Origin of the sequence: Methylomonas aurea, assembly GCF_024505045.1 — a bacterium.
In the GTDB taxonomy this organism is placed as follows: Bacteria; Pseudomonadota; Gammaproteobacteria; order Methylococcales; family Methylomonadaceae; genus Methylomonas; species Methylomonas aurea.
Genome location: NZ_JANIBM010000003.1, coordinates 279,642 through 296,521, shown reverse-complemented (window position 1 = coordinate 296,521; position 16,880 = coordinate 279,642). Strand labels below are relative to the sequence as shown.

At 53.9% G+C, this 16,880-nt stretch carries 17 protein-coding genes and 2 pseudogenes; 7 read left to right on the top strand and 12 right to left on the bottom strand.

Annotation, left to right across the window (positions count from 1 at the left end; translation table 11 throughout):
• Position 1 precedes the first annotated feature (1 nt).
• A complete protein-coding gene (locus NP603_RS04565; RefSeq protein ID WP_256609742.1) occupies positions 2 to 715 on the bottom strand; it encodes a class I SAM-dependent methyltransferase in 714 nt (237 codons plus the stop codon).
• Between the two features lie 185 nt (positions 716 to 900).
• Here NP603_RS04565 and NP603_RS04560 point away from each other — a divergent pair, with 185 nt between their 5' ends.
• Positions 901 to 2,397 (top strand): LysM peptidoglycan-binding domain-containing protein, encoded by a 1,497-nt coding sequence (locus NP603_RS04560; RefSeq protein WP_256609741.1) that lies wholly within the window; start codon positions 901 to 903, stop codon positions 2,395 to 2,397.
• A 149-nt stretch (positions 2,398 to 2,546) separates the two neighbouring features.
• Here NP603_RS04560 and NP603_RS04555 read toward each other — a convergent pair whose 3' ends face one another.
• The 11 genes from NP603_RS04555 to rsxA form a co-directional block, all read right to left on the bottom strand.
• Entirely contained in the window at positions 2,547 to 3,473 is a 927-nt protein-coding gene (locus NP603_RS04555) for an HDOD domain-containing protein (protein ID WP_256609740.1), read from the bottom strand.
• 16 nt (positions 3,474 to 3,489) lie between these two features.
• Positions 3,490 to 4,785 (bottom strand): sigma-54 interaction domain-containing protein, encoded by a 1,296-nt coding sequence (locus tag NP603_RS04550; RefSeq protein ID WP_256609739.1) that lies wholly within the window; start codon positions 4,783 to 4,785, stop codon positions 3,490 to 3,492.
• Between the two features lie 325 nt (positions 4,786 to 5,110).
• Positions 5,111 to 5,575, bottom strand: a complete 465-nt coding sequence (bfr, locus tag NP603_RS04545; RefSeq protein ID WP_256609738.1) for a bacterioferritin — start codon at positions 5,573 to 5,575, stop codon at positions 5,111 to 5,113.
• A gap of 28 nt (positions 5,576 to 5,603) precedes the next feature.
• Entirely contained in the window at positions 5,604 to 5,801 is a 198-nt protein-coding gene (locus tag NP603_RS04540) for a (2Fe-2S)-binding protein (RefSeq protein WP_256609737.1), read from the bottom strand.
• Between the two features lie 2 nt (positions 5,802 to 5,803).
• Complete coding sequence (locus NP603_RS04535) at positions 5,804 to 6,067, bottom strand: RnfH family protein (protein ID WP_054758476.1); 264 nt, start codon at positions 6,065 to 6,067, stop codon at positions 5,804 to 5,806.
• A 12-nt stretch (positions 6,068 to 6,079) separates the two neighbouring features.
• Positions 6,080 to 6,802, bottom strand: coding sequence for an electron transport complex subunit E (locus NP603_RS04530; RefSeq protein ID WP_256609736.1), 723 nt, complete (start codon positions 6,800 to 6,802; stop codon positions 6,080 to 6,082).
• Positions 6,803 to 6,892: 90 nt separating this feature from the next.
• Complete coding sequence (gene rsxG, locus NP603_RS04525; protein ID WP_256609735.1) at positions 6,893 to 7,636, bottom strand: electron transport complex subunit RsxG; 744 nt, start codon at positions 7,634 to 7,636, stop codon at positions 6,893 to 6,895.
• Positions 7,637 to 7,644: 8 nt separating this feature from the next.
• A complete protein-coding gene (locus NP603_RS04520) occupies positions 7,645 to 8,706 on the bottom strand; it encodes an RnfABCDGE type electron transport complex subunit D (protein WP_256609734.1) in 1,062 nt (353 codons plus the stop codon).
• Entirely contained in the window at positions 8,703 to 10,241 is a 1,539-nt protein-coding gene (rsxC, locus tag NP603_RS04515; RefSeq protein WP_256609733.1) for an electron transport complex subunit RsxC, read from the bottom strand. The genes NP603_RS04520 and rsxC overlap by 4 nt, the downstream gene beginning before the upstream one ends.
• An 11-nt stretch (positions 10,242 to 10,252) precedes the next feature.
• Positions 10,253 to 10,786 carry an electron transport complex subunit RsxB gene (gene rsxB / locus NP603_RS04510; RefSeq protein ID WP_256609732.1) on the bottom strand — a complete coding sequence of 178 codons (534 nt, stop codon included), beginning with the start codon at positions 10,784 to 10,786 and terminating at the stop codon, positions 10,253 to 10,255.
• 10 nt (positions 10,787 to 10,796) lie between these two features.
• The gene (gene rsxA / locus NP603_RS04505; RefSeq protein ID WP_256609731.1) at positions 10,797 to 11,378 is read right to left on the bottom strand and encodes an electron transport complex subunit RsxA; all 582 of its coding nucleotides are present in this window, start codon (positions 11,376 to 11,378) and stop codon (positions 10,797 to 10,799) included.
• 268 nt (positions 11,379 to 11,646) lie between these two features.
• On the opposite strand from rsxA, the gene nifL reads away from it, so the two are divergent.
• From nifL to NP603_RS04480, 6 genes and pseudogenes are all read left to right on the top strand, one after another.
• A complete protein-coding gene (gene nifL / locus NP603_RS04500) occupies positions 11,647 to 13,284 on the top strand; it encodes a nitrogen fixation negative regulator NifL (RefSeq protein ID WP_256609730.1) in 1,638 nt (545 codons plus the stop codon).
• Positions 13,277 to 14,803 (top strand): nif-specific transcriptional activator NifA, encoded by a 1,527-nt coding sequence (gene nifA, locus NP603_RS04495; RefSeq protein ID WP_256609729.1) that lies wholly within the window; start codon positions 13,277 to 13,279, stop codon positions 14,801 to 14,803. The genes nifL and nifA overlap by 8 nt, the downstream gene beginning before the upstream one ends.
• A gap of 349 nt (positions 14,804 to 15,152) precedes the next feature.
• Positions 15,153 to 16,229, top strand: a complete 1,077-nt coding sequence (locus tag NP603_RS04490) for an acyltransferase family protein (protein ID WP_256609728.1) — start codon at positions 15,153 to 15,155, stop codon at positions 16,227 to 16,229.
• Between the two features lie 95 nt (positions 16,230 to 16,324).
• Entirely contained in the window at positions 16,325 to 16,522 is a 198-nt protein-coding gene (locus NP603_RS21970; protein ID WP_371928743.1) for a helix-turn-helix domain-containing protein, read from the top strand.
• Positions 16,486 to 16,620 (top strand): annotated as a pseudogene (locus NP603_RS04485) (IS256 family transposase); the annotation flags it as partial. The gene NP603_RS21970 and the pseudogene NP603_RS04485, both read left to right, overlap by 37 nt.
• A gap of 43 nt (positions 16,621 to 16,663) precedes the next feature.
• Positions 16,664 to 16,831, top strand: a pseudogene (locus NP603_RS04480) (transposase); the annotation flags it as partial.
• Between the last annotated feature and the right edge of the window lie 49 nt (positions 16,832 to 16,880).

Genomic DNA, 16,880 nt, shown 5'->3' with positions numbered 1-16,880 from the left:
ATCAATGATCCTCATGTGAACGCGACTCCAAGCCTGCCGTCGCAGCCGCTAATTTGGTTTTCCGCCGTTTTTCCACCGTCAGGGGAATCAGAGTGTATTGCCTTTTTACAGCCCTGATGCCGTAGGCCATCGCGAATAACGATCCGAGGCCGAATTGGAACTTACCGTGAGAAATAGTGTAACTGTCAAGACCGAACTCAGCGGCGGTCAACAGTTCGAAATTCATCAATTTTAACCAGTCCAACATCCGCGCCTTGGTTATAAAATGGGCTCGCCAGGAATCGGTCAATTTTCTGTCCCACAAAAACTGGAATCGCACCGCCAAGCTGAATGGGCTGAAATTCAATACCACCAATTCGCCGCCCGGTTTCAACACCCGGTTCACCTCGCGCAGAGTCTGAAATCGGCGCGCATCGAACTCGAGTATATGCGGCAATATTACCAAGTCCATCGACTCGGTCTGGATCGGCAAATTAAAAGCCTTGGCGGCGACTTTAAGCGCATCTGCATCACCCAGCGCCTTGCGATCAACAATCAAATAATTGCGATAAAGCGAAAAATCGACGAACTCGCTCTCCCACCCCAGTCCGCCGATTTGCAATTGGTTTTGTTTGCAACTGACGGTAATCGAACGCTTCAGGTAGCTAGCCTCCATGGTTTGCAACAGCTTTCCCCTCGGGGTTTGGTATAGCGCAAACAAGAATTGTCTTTTCATCTATTCAACCGATAAGGCTATGTTTTTTTGGCTATTTCGGAAAGCCATGCTAGGATCTAATTTTTTTATTTTAGCGAGTTCAGACAATGCCCCGCTCAATTTCTAAAAAATCAGCCCGTCATCTGTCTTATCTACTACCTATTTTGCTGGTTACAGGGTGTAGCCAACAAGCTCAGAAAGACCACTTGACCCAGTCTTCGACGAGCAAGTTTTCCGTATTTACCCGTAATGGCAAAGGTGCAGGCTCATCTAAAAAACCCGCAGCGGCCAAAGAACATAACACGCTGTGGGACAGAATGCTGTCGCTGTATGCGTTGCCGGATATCGACCACCCTCGGATTGACCGCGAGCTGAACTGGTACTTGCGCAATCCGGACTATCTGTCGCGTGTACAACAGCGGGCGGAGCCCTATTTGTATTTCATCCTGAACGAAATCGAAGCCAAAAATATCCCCGGCGAGTTGGCTTTGTTGCCGGCCGTGGAAAGCGCTTTCCGCCCGGACGCGATGTCGCCGGCACAGGCATCGGGTTTGTGGCAGTTTATTCCGCCGACCGGCAAGCTGTACGGCCTGAAACAAAATAGCTGGTACGACGGCCGCCGCGACGTGGTCGAATCGACCCAGGCCGCCACGACGTTTTTAAAAGAGCTCAGCGAAACGTTCAATAACGACTGGCTGCTGGCGTTGGCGTCTTATAACGCCGGCAAGGGCAACATCAAAAATGCCTTGGATCGGAATATCGAGCGGGGCCAGCCCACCGATTTCTGGTCACTGGATCTGAACAGCGAAACCGCGGCTTATGTGCCCAGGCTATTAGCCATCGCAAAAATTTTCGCCAACCCGGAGAAGTACAACGTCAACCTGCACCAGTACGCTAACCAGCCTTACTTCGAACTGGTCGACGTAAAATCTCAGATTGACTTGGGCAAAGCCGCGGAATTGGCGCAAACCCCGCTAGACGATTTTCTGAAGCTGAATCCAGGCTACAACCGTTGGAGCACCGATCCGAACGGCGCCCAACATTTGCTGATCCCAATCGACAAAGCCGACAAATTTAAAGAAAAACTGGCGGAACTGCCGCACGAAGAACGCATCCGTTGGGAACACCATACGGTTGGTAAGAAAGAGACACTGAAGAGTATTGCCAGCAAACACCACACCACGGTCGAAGAAATTGCCAGCGTCAACCATCTCGAAGACGAATCAGTGGCGCAAGGCAAAATCTTGCTGATCCCAGCGTCGAACCAGTCGCAAAAAGGCGAAGCTACCAGCGTAGCCGCAGCAGCCCCTGCAGTACAATCGCCAGCCCCGGTACAAATTGCCAAACAGATGTATATCGTCAAGAAAGGCGATACACTATCCCAAGTCGCTCAGCACTTCTCGGTGGATCAGGACGACATCGTGAGCTGGAACAAGCTACCGAAAAAGACAGGATTGAAACCTGGCCAAAAACTGACTATCAAAAAGACCAACGGCGGCATTACCGTGGCTTCAACGGTTCCAGCCATCAAGCAAATCAGCTACACGGTCAAACCGGGCGACACCCTGGGCCAGATCTCGAAGAAATTCAACGTCAATGTCACCGAATTGCGCAAATGGAACAACGTGCCGCGCAACAAAGCCGACATAAAACCCGGCTCCAAGTTAAAAATCTTGGTGGAAACCAACCATTCATCGACTTAATCGGGATTATACCAGCCTGTTCGGCGCATAGCCTTGCGCCGCCGCCCCTACTCGCGGCCGAGTGGTAAGCAGCGGGGGTTTAGGTGGCTCTTGCCAACCCTAGGCCAACCCGCCAACGCCATGACCAATTCGACGGGGCGATCCTCCGCTCAATCAGTCAATTGCTCGGCAGTTGCCAGAATGTAACTAATCTCGTCGTTTTGACTGTCGAGAATGCGCTGGCAGACCGCTTCGTCCAGTCCCAGTAGCGCAGGCACGTCTTCCGGACAAAGCTGGTTCGCCGCATCGCCTATGCCCAACTTGCCCAACAGACAATCGCTGTAGAAGGTCAGCAAGTTCAACAGATGATGTTCGCCACGGTAACAAGGGTTGTGGTGATGGTAGACAATATCGGTAATCGTCCGCGGCATCGACCAGACATTCATTAGCCAAGCGCCGATTTCGGTATGGTTTAAACCGAAGGCGAAATTTTCCAGATTAAAGATCGCCAGATTCGGATTGGCGTTGATCAGGCCGCTCAGGTAATTGAATTCGTCGAGAAAACGGTGGCCCAACAGCGGAAAACCGATGTTGTGCATCAACCCGGCCAGAAACAATTCTTGCGAATTCGGCCGCATCGGCTCCGGCATCGCCGCGGCCAGTTGCGCCATCAACCGGGTGCTGGCCAACGCGTGGGTCCAAAACATCCGGGTCCCGATCTGTCCCTCCTTCGGCGATTTCAGCGGTGCCAACACCGCCAGGCCCAGCGCCAGATCCAATACGAAATTAAACCCGAGCACCCTACTGATCGCATCATGCACGGTCGTGATTTTGCCGCGGTAGCCGTACAACGAGGAACTGGCCCAACGGATGATCTGGGCAGTCAAGAGCGGGTCGAGCTCAATAATTTCGGCCAACTTGGCAACGTCGGCGTGCGGGTCGCCGATCAGATTCAGGATGCGCATCGCACTACCCGGCAGCGGCGGCAAGGCTTTGATCTGGGCGATCGTTTCCCGCATGTCGCGCGGCGGCGTGAAGCCGTTGCGCTGCTGGTTGCCGATGTTGTCTAGCGTCCAGTTGATTAAATTGGATTCCATCATCGTATCCGGTGGCCTAACTCAAGTGAAGCCGATTAAGTTTACGGTATAGCGTTCTTTCGCTGATATTCATTTCGGCCGCGATCAGTTTACGGTTGCCCTGATATTTTTTCATCAAACTACCGATAAATTCGGCTTCGTACTGGGCAAGCCCGGTGAGTTGCGCCGATTCCGGTTTCGCGTCGACGGCGTTGCCGCTATTGCCATTTTCGACCGGACGCTGCATGAAGTGAATGTCGCCATCCTGTATCTTGTGATCCTTGCACAATCCGGCGGCTAATTGCAGACAGTTACGCAACTCGCGAATGTTCCCCGGCCAGTCGTATTGGATCATCTTCACCAACGCCGGTTGCGTCAAGCTATAGCCGGCACCTCCTGCCGCGAGTTGACCCAGAAAATAGTCGATCAATACCGGTAAATCCTGTTTGCGCTGGCGTAACGGCGGCGTCTCCACCGGGAACACCGAGAGTCGGTAAAACAAATCCTCGCGAAACTGGCCTTGCTTGACCATTTCCGCCAAATTCCGATGCGTCGCACAAACCACCCTGACTTTGGCTTTTTGCATCGCAGTGCCGCCTACCCGGCGAAATTGGCCGCTTTCCAGGGCTCGCAGCAGTTTGGGTTGTTGCGACAATGGCAAATCGCCGATTTCGTCGAAAAACAAAGTCCCGTTGTCGGCCAATTCGAATAGGCCCTTCTTTGCCGCCGTAGCGCCGGTAAACGCGCCTTTTTCATGGCCGAACAATTCGCTTTCGAACAAGTCTTCACCCAGGATGGTACAGTCGACAATGACGAATTCGCCGTTCGCCTGTTTGGAATTCCGGTGTACAAACTCGGCGGCCAGTTCCTTACCGGTGCCGGTTTCGCCGAGCAGCATTACCGCCGCTTGAGTTTCCGCGGCTTGGCACAGCCGGGTTCTAAATTCGTTGAATACCGCCGACTTGCCGACCATCATCGCCGCGGAATCGGCGGACGGGCATTTGTGAAGCGGCGTCTGCACTTCGCCGAGATACAGAGTGGCATCGGCATCCAACAACGGAAAACCGCGCACATTCAAAGAATACGGCGCCTCCGCGTCACTGTAATCCGGATAAACCCCGGCGTACGACTCCAATGTCCTGAACATTTTCCGGTGCCGGCAATCACGGTTGTCTGCACAGCAAGGTTTACCCACCCTGCTCTGCCGCGTCGCGCCGAAACCCAATTCCCAAGCACGATTGACCGCCACCACATTCAAATCGGCACCGATAATGACCAGCGGCAAGTCGTGAGTTTCCAGCAAGGATTCCAGGGTAAAAGCACTCTGCGGCATACGCTCCATTCCAGCAATAGGGATTGAAAAATCGGCGGCCTTTAGCCGTTATGCGCCAGCGAGCGGGATGCGATACGCCAAAACATCCCTGAATCGACCAACCTGAGGGCGCCACTGCCGGTCGGAATAAGGATAACCTATTAGGACCGACTGTTGGCAACGGGCGGAAAATATTAGCTTGTAATCGCGGGAGATAGCGACAAAGCGTTATCGCTAAACGCTGAAAACGGAATTTTGGAACAACGCACTGAGGGATACTACCTGGATGAATCGTCCGCGCCTGGAAAGGCTAAACGGCGCAGACGATGCGCAGGAATATCGGACGTTACATTTGCGATTGCAAATAGTTTTGCAAGCCGATTTTTTCGATCAAATCCAACTGGGTTTCCAGCCAATCGACATGTTCTTCCTCGCTTTCCAGTATGTGCTCCAGCACTTCGCGGGAAATGTAATCGTTGACCGATTCGCAGTAAGCGATCGCTTCTTTCAACAGCGGCAACGCCAGCAGCTCCAACTTAAGGTCGCATTCCAGCATTTCCCGCGGATTTTCGCCTATCATCAAGCGGCCCAGGCTTTGCAGATTGGGCAAACCTTCCAGAAACAACACCCGCTCGATCAGTTTGTCGGCGTGTTTCATTTCGTCGATCGACTCGTGGTATTCCTTTTCGTTGAGTTTTTGCAAACCCCAGTTCTTGAACATCCGGGCATGCAAAAAGTATTGGTTGATCGCGGTTAATTCGTTTTCCAATACCTTGTTCAGGTATTCGATAACTTTTTTGTCCCCTTGCATGTCTATTCTCCTGGATTGTGGTGTTTGGTCAGTGCCGATCGTTGGCCGCTTGGCGCAAGCGTCCGGCAGATTTATCGGTCAAGATTCTGGCAATGTCCTTGTTGCATTTGCCGCAGTCGCCACCCACGCCGAAACAATGGAACAACTGCTTGCGCGAACATAGCCCTCTGGCGATCGCGGCATCGAGCTGGCTATCGGTCACCGCTTTGCAAATGCAGACATACATCGTTACGCCACCCGCCGCCGCTGAACTTGGGTAGGATCGGCAGTGATTTTGCGGTAGATCTCCACCCTATCGCCTTCCTTGACCGGCGCATCCAGCTTGGCTAGTTTACCGAAAATACCGACTTTTTGCGTTTCCAGATCAATCTCCGGAATTTGCTTCAACACGCCGGACAACTCGATCGCATCGGCGATGGTGCTGCCCTCGGGCACTTCCAGACGCAACCAAATTTGCCGATCGGCCTGTGCGTAACATACCCCTACATTCATCTTCGACTCCTGTTATTCCACCGCGACCGCATCCTCGTCGACCACCTCTACCGCCGCCTCCACTAGCGGGGCCGGCTTGACCGCAATTCTGCGATCCAACAGCCGCTTCAAGGCAACCATGAACCCGAGCATGATAAAGCCGCCCGGCGGCAACGCCATTAGTAAAAAACCTTTGTATTCCGGTATCAACACGGTCTCCAGAAAGCGAAAACTTTCGCCAAGCAGAACCGAAGCGTTGGCAAATAAAGTACCGGTCGAACTAATCTCGCGCATCGCCCCCAACACTACCATCGCTCCGGTAAAGCCGACGCCCATCATCAGACCGTCCCACATCGACGGCATCACCGGTTGTTTGGAAGCAAAGGCTTCGGCACGGCCCAGAATCACGCAGTTGGTCACGATCAACGGGATGAACAAGCCCAACACTTTATGCAATTCGTGCATCCAGGCATTCAGAAAAATATCGACCAGCGTCACCAGCGCCGCAATCAGCAGCACGAAAATCGGAATCCGAATTTCCGACGGGATCAAATGCCGGCTGACCGAAACCGCGGCGTTGGAAGCCACCATCACCACCATCGTTGCCAAGCCCATGCCCAAGCCGTTGGTCGCAGTGCCGGTGACGGCCAATAACGGACACAGCGCCAAGTTCTGGGTCAGCACCACATTGTTGTCCCACAAACCGTCGCGGGCGATTTTTCGATATTGTGCAGAGAATAGAATCGACAGATTCATGACAGCTACGCTCCCTTATAAAAACTGTTTGCGCTTTGTGCCTAATCGGCACCGACGCAGTCGGCGCTCGGCGAGCTTGCTAACAGACGGTTAACCGGCAGCCAGCAATTCCGCCTGGTGCAACTTGTAAAAATCCAAACCGCGCTTGATCGCCTGCACCACTTTGCGCGGCGTGATCGTCGCGCCGCTGAATTGGTCGAACACGCCGCCGTCTTTCTTCACGGCCCATTGTTCGACGGTCAGGTTATCCAGCGATTTGCCGTTGAATCCCAATACCCATTTCGATTTGGTGACTTCGATCTTGTCGCCCAGGCCGGGAGTTTCGACGTGAGAAATGACCCGCACGCCGAGAATTTCGCCGTTGCGGTCGACGCCCATCACCAGAGTAATCGGCCCGGCATAGCCGTCCGGCGCGACGAATTTAAAACATACCGCATTGACGATCCCAGCTTGCTTGGCTAAATACACCTCGATTTGCTCGCTTCCAAGATTGTTATCGCGGGCATCCAGCATCACACTGTCCTGCAGCAGATCGTTATCGTGCAATTCGGCCGGCACTACCTGGGCCAAATTGGCCTGCAAATCTTCGCGCAAGCGCAATTCGATCACGCCGCGGGTGGCCAGGTCGGCAACACCCAACAGAATCGCAGCCAACAGCGCAAACCCGGCTAATACGCCGGCCTGAAATTTAACTTGCGGCCTTAATTGCTGCAGGTTGTCGGGTTGCAGCCACTGCGCCAGCTGCTGCCGGAACGACGCCCAACGTTGCAATGCCAAAGCCAACAATTCGCCGGCTTTCAGCCTAGCTTGAGGTTTTACGGGTTCGGAACTCATGGCCGGCCTCAGGAGTTGGAAATGTCGAGCGGCTTGCCGTTACGGTAACGGCCGTAAATCCGCGGACGGATGTAATGGTCGATCAACGGCGTCACGGCATTCATCAACAAGATTGCAAAGCCGGTGCCTTCCGGATAGCCGCCCCAAGTGCGGATCACGTAAATCAACATGCCGCAGCCGGCACCGAAAATAATTTGACCCAACGGCGTATTCGGCGAGGTGACGTAATCTGTGGCGATATAAAAAGCTACCAGCATCACCGCACCGGAATTCAAATGCACCCAGGGCCCGAGATAGTGCTGGCTATCCAGTAAATGAAACAGGCTCGACAACAGAACAATACTCAGCAATAACGATACCGGAATATGCCATTTGATTACGCCCTGCCACATCAACCAGATGCCGCCCGCCAAAAGCAGCAACGACGAAGTTTCGCCCAGGCTACCCCGCTCCCAGCCGATGAAGGCCAGAAAACCGGAATATTCCAACAAACTGCCGGGAAGCAAGCGGCCTTGGGAGAATTCGGTTTTAACGTAACCTAGCGTGGTGGCGCCGGTCACGGCATCGGCATTCGGCAAACTGCCGAAGGTAATACCCAAACTCTCGATTACCCCTGGCCCGGTAAACAGCGGCGAAACGTTGGCCCAGGTCGTCATCTCAATCGGAAAAGAAATCAACAAAGCCACCCGCGCCAGCATGGCCGGGTTGAACAAATTCTGTCCCAAACCGCCGTAGACGTGTTTGCCCAACACGATTGCAATCGCCGCGCCGACCACGCCTATCCACCACGGCGCCCAGGGCGGTAACGTCATCGCTACCAACAAGCCGGTGACGATAGCTGAGCCGTCGCGCAGAAACGGCAACGCGGCAACTCCTTTCACTTTCAGACTAAACGCTTCGAATAGCAGCGCAGCCGCCACGGTTGTTGCCAGCAGGTATAAGGCCGGCCAACCGAACAAAAATATGCCGCAGGCGATCGCCGGCGCCATGGCCTTTATCACCAGCCACATGATTTGATCCACGCGGCGGCTGACCGCAGTATGCGGTCCGCTGATCGGTTTGCTGCTCATGCGGTCTCCTCGGCGGCAACGCCTGGGGCGGTTTTTTCGGTACCTTCTGCTTTAGCTTGCTGCGCCTGCTGTTGGGCGGCCAACCTGGCGGCGCGGGCCTCGGCGGCACGCTGGGCTTCGGCTTCGGCCTCCAAGCGAATGCGTTCCATCCGGTGGTTGCGGTCTTCGATCAAGCGCTTGGTTTGCTCGGCTTTATGTTCGGCTTGTTGGCGCTTGACCAGTTCGCCGGACGCGAATTTGAAGTAATGCACCAACGGTATATTGGACGGACAGACGTAAGAACAACTGCCACAACTGATGCAATCCTTCAATCCCAAATCCACCGCCGCATCGAGTTGGTTGACCTTAATCCGGCTGGCCATCTCCAACGGTAACAGCCCGACCGGACAGGCCGTCACGCAGCTCGAGCACCGAATGCACGGTTGCACTTCCGGCTCTTCGATGTCGGCATGCGACAGAGCCAGTATGCCGTTACAGGCTTTGACCACCGGCACCTCGGCAATCGGTAACGCATCGCCCATCATCGGCCCGCCCATCACCAGTCGCGCCATTTTGGCTTTGTCCAGGCCGCAATAGGCCAAAACTTCCGACATCAGCGTGCCGATCGGCACTTCGACGTTCTGCGGCTTTGCCAACGCCGCACCGGACACCGTCACCACCCGGCTGATCAACGGCTGCCCCAAACATACGGCTTTATAAACCGCATAGGCTGTGGCGACGTTATGCACCACGACGCCGATGTCGGTGGCGCGGCCATCGGCAGGTATTTCCTGGCCGGTCAGATAGCGCAACATTTGCCTATCCCAGCCCATCGGATAGCGGGTAGGCACTTGCGAGACGACGATGTTAGGTAAATTCCGGGTGGCCTCGCGCATCGCGGCAAAGGCTTCCGGCTTGTTGTCCTCGATACCGACCAAGGCTTTGGGAGCATCCATCCCGCGCAGCATCAGCCGGATTCCGGCCACTATCTCGGCCGCCCGCTCCTGCATCAACCGGTCGTCGCAAGTCAGATAGGGTTCACATTCGCCGGCGTTGATCAGCAAGGTATGAATCTTGTTTTTGCGGCCCAGACTCAGCTTCACGGCCGACGGAAAAACCGCGCCGCCCAGACCGACCACGCCGGCTGCGCCGACCCGCAGGCAAATTTCTTCCGGATCGAGCTGAAACGGATCTTCCACGACATTCAACTCCGCCCATTGCTCGAGGCCATCGCTTTCCAGCACAACGGTGCGTATCGGTAAGGCCGACGGGTGCGGCGCCGGAAAGTCCTTGACATCGACGATGGTACCCGAGGTCGGCGCATGCACCGGCGCCGAAATCGTGCCTTGGCTGTAAGCCAGCAATTGGCCTTTCAACACCTTGTCGCCGACCATGACTAACGGTTCGGCCGGTTTGCCGACATGCTGCTGCACCGGGATATAGAGTTTCTTCGGCAACGGAAAATCGGTCGCAATCGGCAGCGACGAGGTCTCGGTTTTATGCTCCTCGGCATGAATGCCGCCGCGCAAGCGGGGATTTTCGAACAATGCGAACATAGGCTACTCCGTCAGGCGGCCAGCGGTTTCGGCCAGCGCCAATTGCGCAGGGTCACTTCGATCGGATACATTTGCAGACATTCGGTTGGGCAGACTTCGACGCATTTTTTGCAGCCGATACAGGCATCGGCGACAACGGCATGGATTTGTTTCGGCGCGCCGACGATCGCATCGGTCGGGCAGACCTTGAAGCAGCGGGTGCAACCGGTGCAGGTTTCCTCGCTGACCCGGGCCACCATCGGCTCCTGGTCCTGAGTCTGGCTCAAATCGACTTCCACGCCCAATAACTTGGCCAGTTGTTCCACCAGCGACGTACCGCCCGGCGGGCACAAAGTCACCGGCGCGGCACCCGACACGACGGCTTCGGCCGCGGGCCGGCAGCCGGGAAAACCGCATTGGCCGCATTGCGAACCGGGCATCAACGCCTCCACTTTTTCGATCAGCGGATCGGCCTCTACTTTCAAATACTTTCCGGCAATCCCCAGCGCCAATCCCAGCAGTAACCCCAGCGCAGTCAAAACAACGATGGCGGACAGTACGTACATAATGCGCCTCTTATTTAGTATAAAGACCCGCAAACCCCATGAATGCCAGCGATAAAATGCCGGCGGTGATAAAAGCGATGGGCGTCCCCGAAAAAAGCGCCGGTACCGCCATGAGCGCCAAGCGTTCACGCAGACCGGCGAAGAGCACCATCACCAGGGTAAAACCCATTGCCGAGCCAAAGCCGAATAGCAGGCTTTGCACGAAATCGTATTTCTGCTGGATGTTGAGCAAGGCCACACCCAGTACCGCGCAATTGGTCGTAATCAGCGGCAGGAAAATCCCCAGCACCTGGTACATGACCGGACTGGTTTTATGAATCACCATTTCGGTGAATTGCACCACGGCGGCAATCACCAGAATGAATCCCAACACCCGCAAAAAACCGATATCGAACGGTATCAGCAGCCGGTGTTCCAATACCCAACTGGCGGCCGACGCCAGCGTCAACACGAAGGTGGTGGCCAAGCCCATGCCCAGCGCCGTGTCGAGCTTGTTGGAAACGCCCATGAACGGGCACAATCCGAGAAACTTGACCAGCACGACGTTATTGACCAACGCCGTACCCAATATCAGAAGTAAGTATTCGCTCATCGCTTCGAACCTGGTGTTTTGCTTACTCTGCAGCATCATTTGTGCCAACGTCGCAAACGTCCGCCAGCTCACCGTTTTAGTGCAAAAACACCAAAATCGGCTCCGAAAAACTCTGTGTCAAAAAATACAGAGGCGAAACAACCGGGTTCAAAATTGTCGCAAACCGCACAAATCGTCGGGATTTAGGCGGCGACACCGGGCAAATTTGTATTTGGCGCTCAAATTGCTAGCTTTTTGTGAATTCATAAATCAGCCGAGACCCGTGCGCATGAGCAAATCGACTCCAGACTTTCTGCAAAGCCAGATCGCCAGCGACACCGCCGAACTGTTAACGGCAAGCGCCGGAAACGCTCCCGCGATGGCGATTGCCAAAAATCCAAGTAAAACGTTACCGTTTTCGTTGTTCGTCAAGGCCGTCGAGCAGGCTCCGGTAGCGATTTCGATTACCGACAAGAAAGCCAATATTCTTTATATCAACGATGCATTCACCGAAGTCACCGGCTATAACGCCGCCGAGATTTTGGGTAAAAACGAATCGCAACTGTCCGACAAATCCACGCCGAGACAGATCTATTACGATTTGTGGCACACCATTTCTCGCAAACAGGTCTGGCACGGGCAATTGGTCAACCGGCAAAAGCTGGGGCAGCGTTACTTGGCCGACTTGACCATCGCGCCGATGCTCGATGAAAGGGGCGCGATCAGCCATTACATCGGCATGCACCGCGACGTAACCCAGGCCCACTATGCCGAACAACAGGTCAATAACCAGAAGCAATTGATCGAATCGGTGCTGAACGCATCGCCGGTAGCAATGGCGGTTTTGGACAGCGACAAACGCGTGGTGCTGGACAATCAAATGTACAAGATGCTGATCAGCGAATTGGACAAGGACGAGCCGGCGTTGTTTTTTCTGGATGCACTGGAGCAGGAAATGGGCGATCTGTGGGGCGGCAACGTCAACCGCCAACACGGTTTCTCCAACCGGGAAATCCGTATCGAAGGCAGCGGCCTGCGCGGGGCGCGCTGGTTTTCCTGCTCCGGCAACTGGTTCATCGAAAACGACGTCTGCGCCGACAGTTTTTTTGCCCGCCAATCCAAGGATTACTTGTTATTGACGATCAACGACATCACCACCCTCAGGCGACAACAGGAAAAGCTGCAGGTACAGTCGCTCAGAACCCTGCTGGCCGAAGAGGAACACATCCGCAGTATTCGCGAGACCTTGCTGGGAGCGATGCACCAGATCCGCCAGCCGTTGAATCAAATCAACGCGGCGATCCAGATAATGGGCCAGCGCAACGATGCCAGCAACCGCCCGCTGCGCGAGTTGCTCGGTCAAGTGCAAAAGATGGGCGAAGAAACCCTGGAAACGCTGCAGCGCTGCGTGCCGGAAATTCCGGAAGCGGCCGTGGTTCCGGTCAATCTGAACCAACTGTTGCACGAAGTCATGCTGTTACACAGCAATAAATTCCTGGCCAACGGCGTCGTGGTCGATTGGCTGCCGAATCCGGTGTTGCCCAGCGTATTGGGCTCGGAGAACAAACTGCGGATGTTGTTCAAACAATTGATCGATAACGCGGTCGATGCGATGAACCGCGCCGGTAGCCGCGAACGGTTGATCAAAATCACCACGGCGACCGATCGCGACTGGGTCAACGTCAGCATTTCCGACAGCGGGCCGGGGATTCCGGCCAACCAGCGCAGCAAGGTATTCGAACCTTTCTTCACCACCTCGCAGAATCTGAAAGGCGCGCAGGCCGGCATGGGCTTGGTGATGGTCAAGGAAATCGTCAACCAGCACAGCGGCATGATCGAGATCGATCCCGATTACCAAAACGGCTGCAGTTTCAAACTCAGTTTTCCCTGTCAAAAAAATTCGGCCATGGTGAGCATCCATGAGTGAACGATTATTACTGGTCGAGTCGGAGCTGGACACGCTCTACATGGTCAGCCAATTGCTGAACAGCACCCACGATTTGCGTAGCAAACTGAAAGGCATTTTGGAGATTTTGCACAAGCGCAGCGGCTTGCGTTTCGGCATGATCACATTACGCGACATCGAAGACGACAGCATGGGCATTTGCGAGATTTACGGCGAAGGCATCGACCGCTCGGTACGTTACCAGCCCGGCGAAGGCCTGGTCGGCGCCATTCTCGACGAAGGCAGCACGATTGTGGTCGAACGTATTGCCGACGAACCGCGATTCCTGAGCCGCTTGGGCGTTTACGATCCGGACCTGCCGTTCATCGGCTCGCCGCTGGCGGTGGAACAAGGCGAAGTGGTCGGGATTCTGGCGGCCCAACCCTGCGACGCCACGTTTCTGGGCGAACGCGCCCGTTTCATGGAAATGGTCGCCAACCTGATCGCGCATAGCGTCAACATGCTGCGGGTCATGGAACGCAAGCAAAACGAGCTGGTGAACGAACGCGACTATTTGAAGCAGACCCTGGTCAAGAATTACCGTTTCGAGAACATCATCGGCCACTCCGAGCCGATGCTGAAGGTTTTCGACATCATTCGCCAGGTGGCGAAATGGCACACCACGGTGTTGATCCGCGGCGAATCCGGCACCGGTAAGGAAGTGGTCGCCAGCTCGATCCATTTCAATTCGGCCTGCGCCAACGGCCCGTTCCTGAAACTGAACTGCGCCGCGCTGCCGGATACCTTACTGGAATCGGAATTGTTCGGCCATGAAAAAGGCGCATTCAGCGGCGCGATCGGCCAACGTAAGGGCCGGTTCGAATTGGCCGACGGCGGCACGCTGTTTCTCGACGAAATCGGCGAAATCTCCGCCTCGTTCCAAGCCAAGTTGCTCAGGGTATTGCAAGAAGGCGAGTTCGAACGGGTCGGCGGCGTCCGCACGCTGAAAGTCAACGTCCGCATCATCGCCGCGACCAACCGCAACCTGGAGCAGGAAGTGGCGGACGGCAATTTCCGCGAGGACTTGTATTACCGGCTTAACGTCATGCCGATCAATATGCCGCCGTTGCGCGAGCGGATCGAGGACATTCCGGAACTGTCGGCGTTTCTATTGAACCGGATATCCAAACAACAGGGCGGCCGGCCGCTGGAAATCAAGGAAAGCGCGATCCGCATCCTGATGAAGCACGACTGGCCCGGCAACGTACGCGAACTGGAAAACCGGCTGGAACGCGCCGCGATCATGAGCGCCGACGGCATCATCGACCGCGACGTCATTGCCAGCACCGGCCTGGAAAACGAAATCGGCATCAGCCGCACGCCCCAATCGATCAAGCACGTCGATCTGCACGATGAGAGCATGGACGAGCGGGAACGGGTGATCGCCGCGCTGGAGCAAAGCGGCTGGGTGCAAGCCAAGGCCGCCCGCTTGCTGGACATGACCCCTCGGCAAATCGCTTACCGGATCCAGACGTTGAATATCAACGTCAAGCAAATCTGATTCGTGACCGAATTCCTGATGGAGCAGAGCGCCCCGAACGGTGAACTCTACCCATCAGGCGAGCGGAAACACATCATATTGGCAAGACAACCATGACCGACGAAGGCTGTCCCTGCCGTGCCGTCTTAATAACCCAACTCCAATGCTTGATCACGCAAACGGCAATTTTTCGCCTACCGTTTTCGCTTCGCCCAGGCCTTCTGTTATAGTCCAAGCGCTACAAGGCGTAACTTGTTTGCCTATACTCTGCTGACTACTTCAGCCGACTCAGGCAGATAAACCCACTCAACCGGTCCGGATTCGAATTCCGGATAAAAATATTCGCATTTTTCAATATTAGACAACATCCATGAATTGGCCCAACAACCCGTTTACGCTAACTCATGCCGACCATAACACGATAGTTTCGATGGAAGGGATTCGCGGCTTTGCGGTATTTTTAGTCTTTTTAGTGCATTACACCACGCTCGCAAACCCCTGGATTGATCCGAACAGCTTGACTTTTAACCTTTCTAAATATCTGCTTGGCGTAGGACATATCGGCGTCGATTTATTCTTTGTGCTGAGCGGTTTTTTGATATATGGAATGCTGATTAAAAAAAGAAAGCCTTTCCTGACCTATATCAAACGTCGAATACAGAGAATTTATCCGACATTTACCGTAGTATTTATTATTTATCTGCTATTGTCCGCAGTTTTTCCAAGCGAATCGAAAATACCACAAGGACTGATCCCGGGCGCAATTTATATTGCAAAGAACTATTTGTTAATGCCGGGACTGTTCGACATTCAGCCGATAATAACCGTCGCCTGGTCGTTGAGTTACGAGTTTTTCTATTATTTAATAACGCCGTTTATAATATTTTGCCTAAACTTAAGATCCTGGCCAAGCGAGCTGAGGATTACCTTATTCTTGCTGCTTAGCATATTGTTTTTCTTTTATTTTAACCATTATCCGGGGCACGTTCGGTTGCTGATGTTCGTTTCCGGTATATTACTCTACGAAACGGTCAGCAACCATCCCCCGCAAAAAACTTTGCACCTGGGCTTTCCGGCGCTTTTGCTGGCAATCGCTTCAATTGCCGTAATCGACAATTTGAATATTAACGATTACTGGCGCTACCCGATCATATTTGTACTTTTTTATCTTTTTTGCCTGGAATGTTTTTCTCCGCCTAATTTTACTGCCCGACTGTTCTCCTTGAACCCAATGCGCTGGCTGGGAAACATGAGTTATTCGTATTATCTTATACACGGACTGGCATTGAAATTCATATTCCTGGTTATTAAACATTTTTATCCGCCACTCAACGAACAAACCTGGCTATTTTGGGCGTTTCTTCCGCTAGGGTTTTTCCTAACGTTAATTCCGTCAGCTTTGCTATTTGTTTACGTTGAAAAACCCTACTCGCTTAATAGCAAGTAATGCAACCGCTAACAGGCTGGTGAAAAACCCCAAAGCCAAGCAATCCAAGAAGGCTGATTCAAAAGTGAAGTGCAACACCCAAAAGCCAGTAAGGTATGCACATGGAAATGACTTCAAAACACTATCAACAGCTTCATCCTGAAGATCGAGTCACAATCAGCAGTCTGAAGCAACAAAACTACAGTATCCGAGCGATAGCGCGATTTCTACAACGCTCCACCAGCACCATTAGTCGAGGGCTTCGGTGTAACGGTACGATCGAGCATTATCGAAACTGTTTTATCTGGCGCTGATGAATATCAGTAAAAAATGGACCATGCCATTACATGACTGGAAAGCGGCTTTAAATCGGTTTAGCATTCAATTTGAAGACCAGATGCTGAACCGTTAAAACCCCGTTTACTCAAAATTCAGGACACCCTCCCGCTCTCGGCAAAGGCCATACCCAAAGCCTCAAGCGACGCAAAATCGTCGAAGAAGCCTTTGGCTGGGTCAAAACGGTCGGTGGTCTGCGTAAAACCCGTCACATCGGCTTAGCCAAAGTCGCTGGTCAAGCCTTATTTTGCATCGCCGCCTGTTTATGCCCTTTAGCAGGCTGGTGAAAAACTCAGAAAGGCAAGCAATTCAAGGTCGGAAGCTGCCGGCAACTGG

Bases quoted from the DNA above. Each gene is read 5' to 3' on its own strand.
- NP603_RS04565 (WP_256609742.1), bottom strand. From the start codon at position 715: ATGAAAAGACAATTCTTGTTTGCGCTATACCAAACCCCGAGGGGAAAG.
- NP603_RS04555 (WP_256609740.1), bottom strand. From the start codon at position 3,473: ATGGAATCCAATTTAATCAACTGGACGCTAGACAACATCGGCAACCAG.
- NP603_RS04550 (WP_256609739.1), bottom strand. From the start codon at position 4,785: ATGCCGCAGAGTGCTTTTACCCTGGAATCCTTGCTGGAAACTCACGAC.
- bfr (WP_256609738.1), bottom strand. From the start codon at position 5,575: ATGCAAGGGGACAAAAAAGTTATCGAATACCTGAACAAGGTATTGGAA.
- NP603_RS04540 (WP_256609737.1), bottom strand. From the start codon at position 5,801: ATGTATGTCTGCATTTGCAAAGCGGTGACCGATAGCCAGCTCGATGCC.
- NP603_RS04535 (WP_054758476.1), bottom strand. From the start codon at position 6,067: ATGAATGTAGGGGTATGTTACGCACAGGCCGATCGGCAAATTTGGTTG.
- NP603_RS04530 (WP_256609736.1), bottom strand. From the start codon at position 6,802: ATGAATCTGTCGATTCTATTCTCTGCACAATATCGAAAAATCGCCCGC.
- rsxG (WP_256609735.1), bottom strand. From the start codon at position 7,636: ATGAGTTCCGAACCCGTAAAACCTCAAGCTAGGCTGAAAGCCGGCGAA.
- NP603_RS04520 (WP_256609734.1), bottom strand. From the start codon at position 8,706: ATGAGCAGCAAACCGATCAGCGGACCGCATACTGCGGTCAGCCGCCGC.
- rsxC (WP_256609733.1), bottom strand. From the start codon at position 10,241: ATGTTCGCATTGTTCGAAAATCCCCGCTTGCGCGGCGGCATTCATGCC.
- rsxB (WP_256609732.1), bottom strand. From the start codon at position 10,786: ATGTACGTACTGTCCGCCATCGTTGTTTTGACTGCGCTGGGGTTACTG.
- rsxA (WP_256609731.1), bottom strand. From the start codon at position 11,378: ATGAGCGAATACTTACTTCTGATATTGGGTACGGCGTTGGTCAATAAC.
- nifL (WP_256609730.1), top strand. From the start codon at position 11,647: ATGAGCAAATCGACTCCAGACTTTCTGCAAAGCCAGATCGCCAGCGAC.
- nifA (WP_256609729.1), top strand. From the start codon at position 13,277: ATGAGTGAACGATTATTACTGGTCGAGTCGGAGCTGGACACGCTCTAC.
- NP603_RS04490 (WP_256609728.1), top strand. From the start codon at position 15,153: ATGAATTGGCCCAACAACCCGTTTACGCTAACTCATGCCGACCATAAC.
- NP603_RS21970 (WP_371928743.1), top strand. From the start codon at position 16,325: ATGCACATGGAAATGACTTCAAAACACTATCAACAGCTTCATCCTGAA.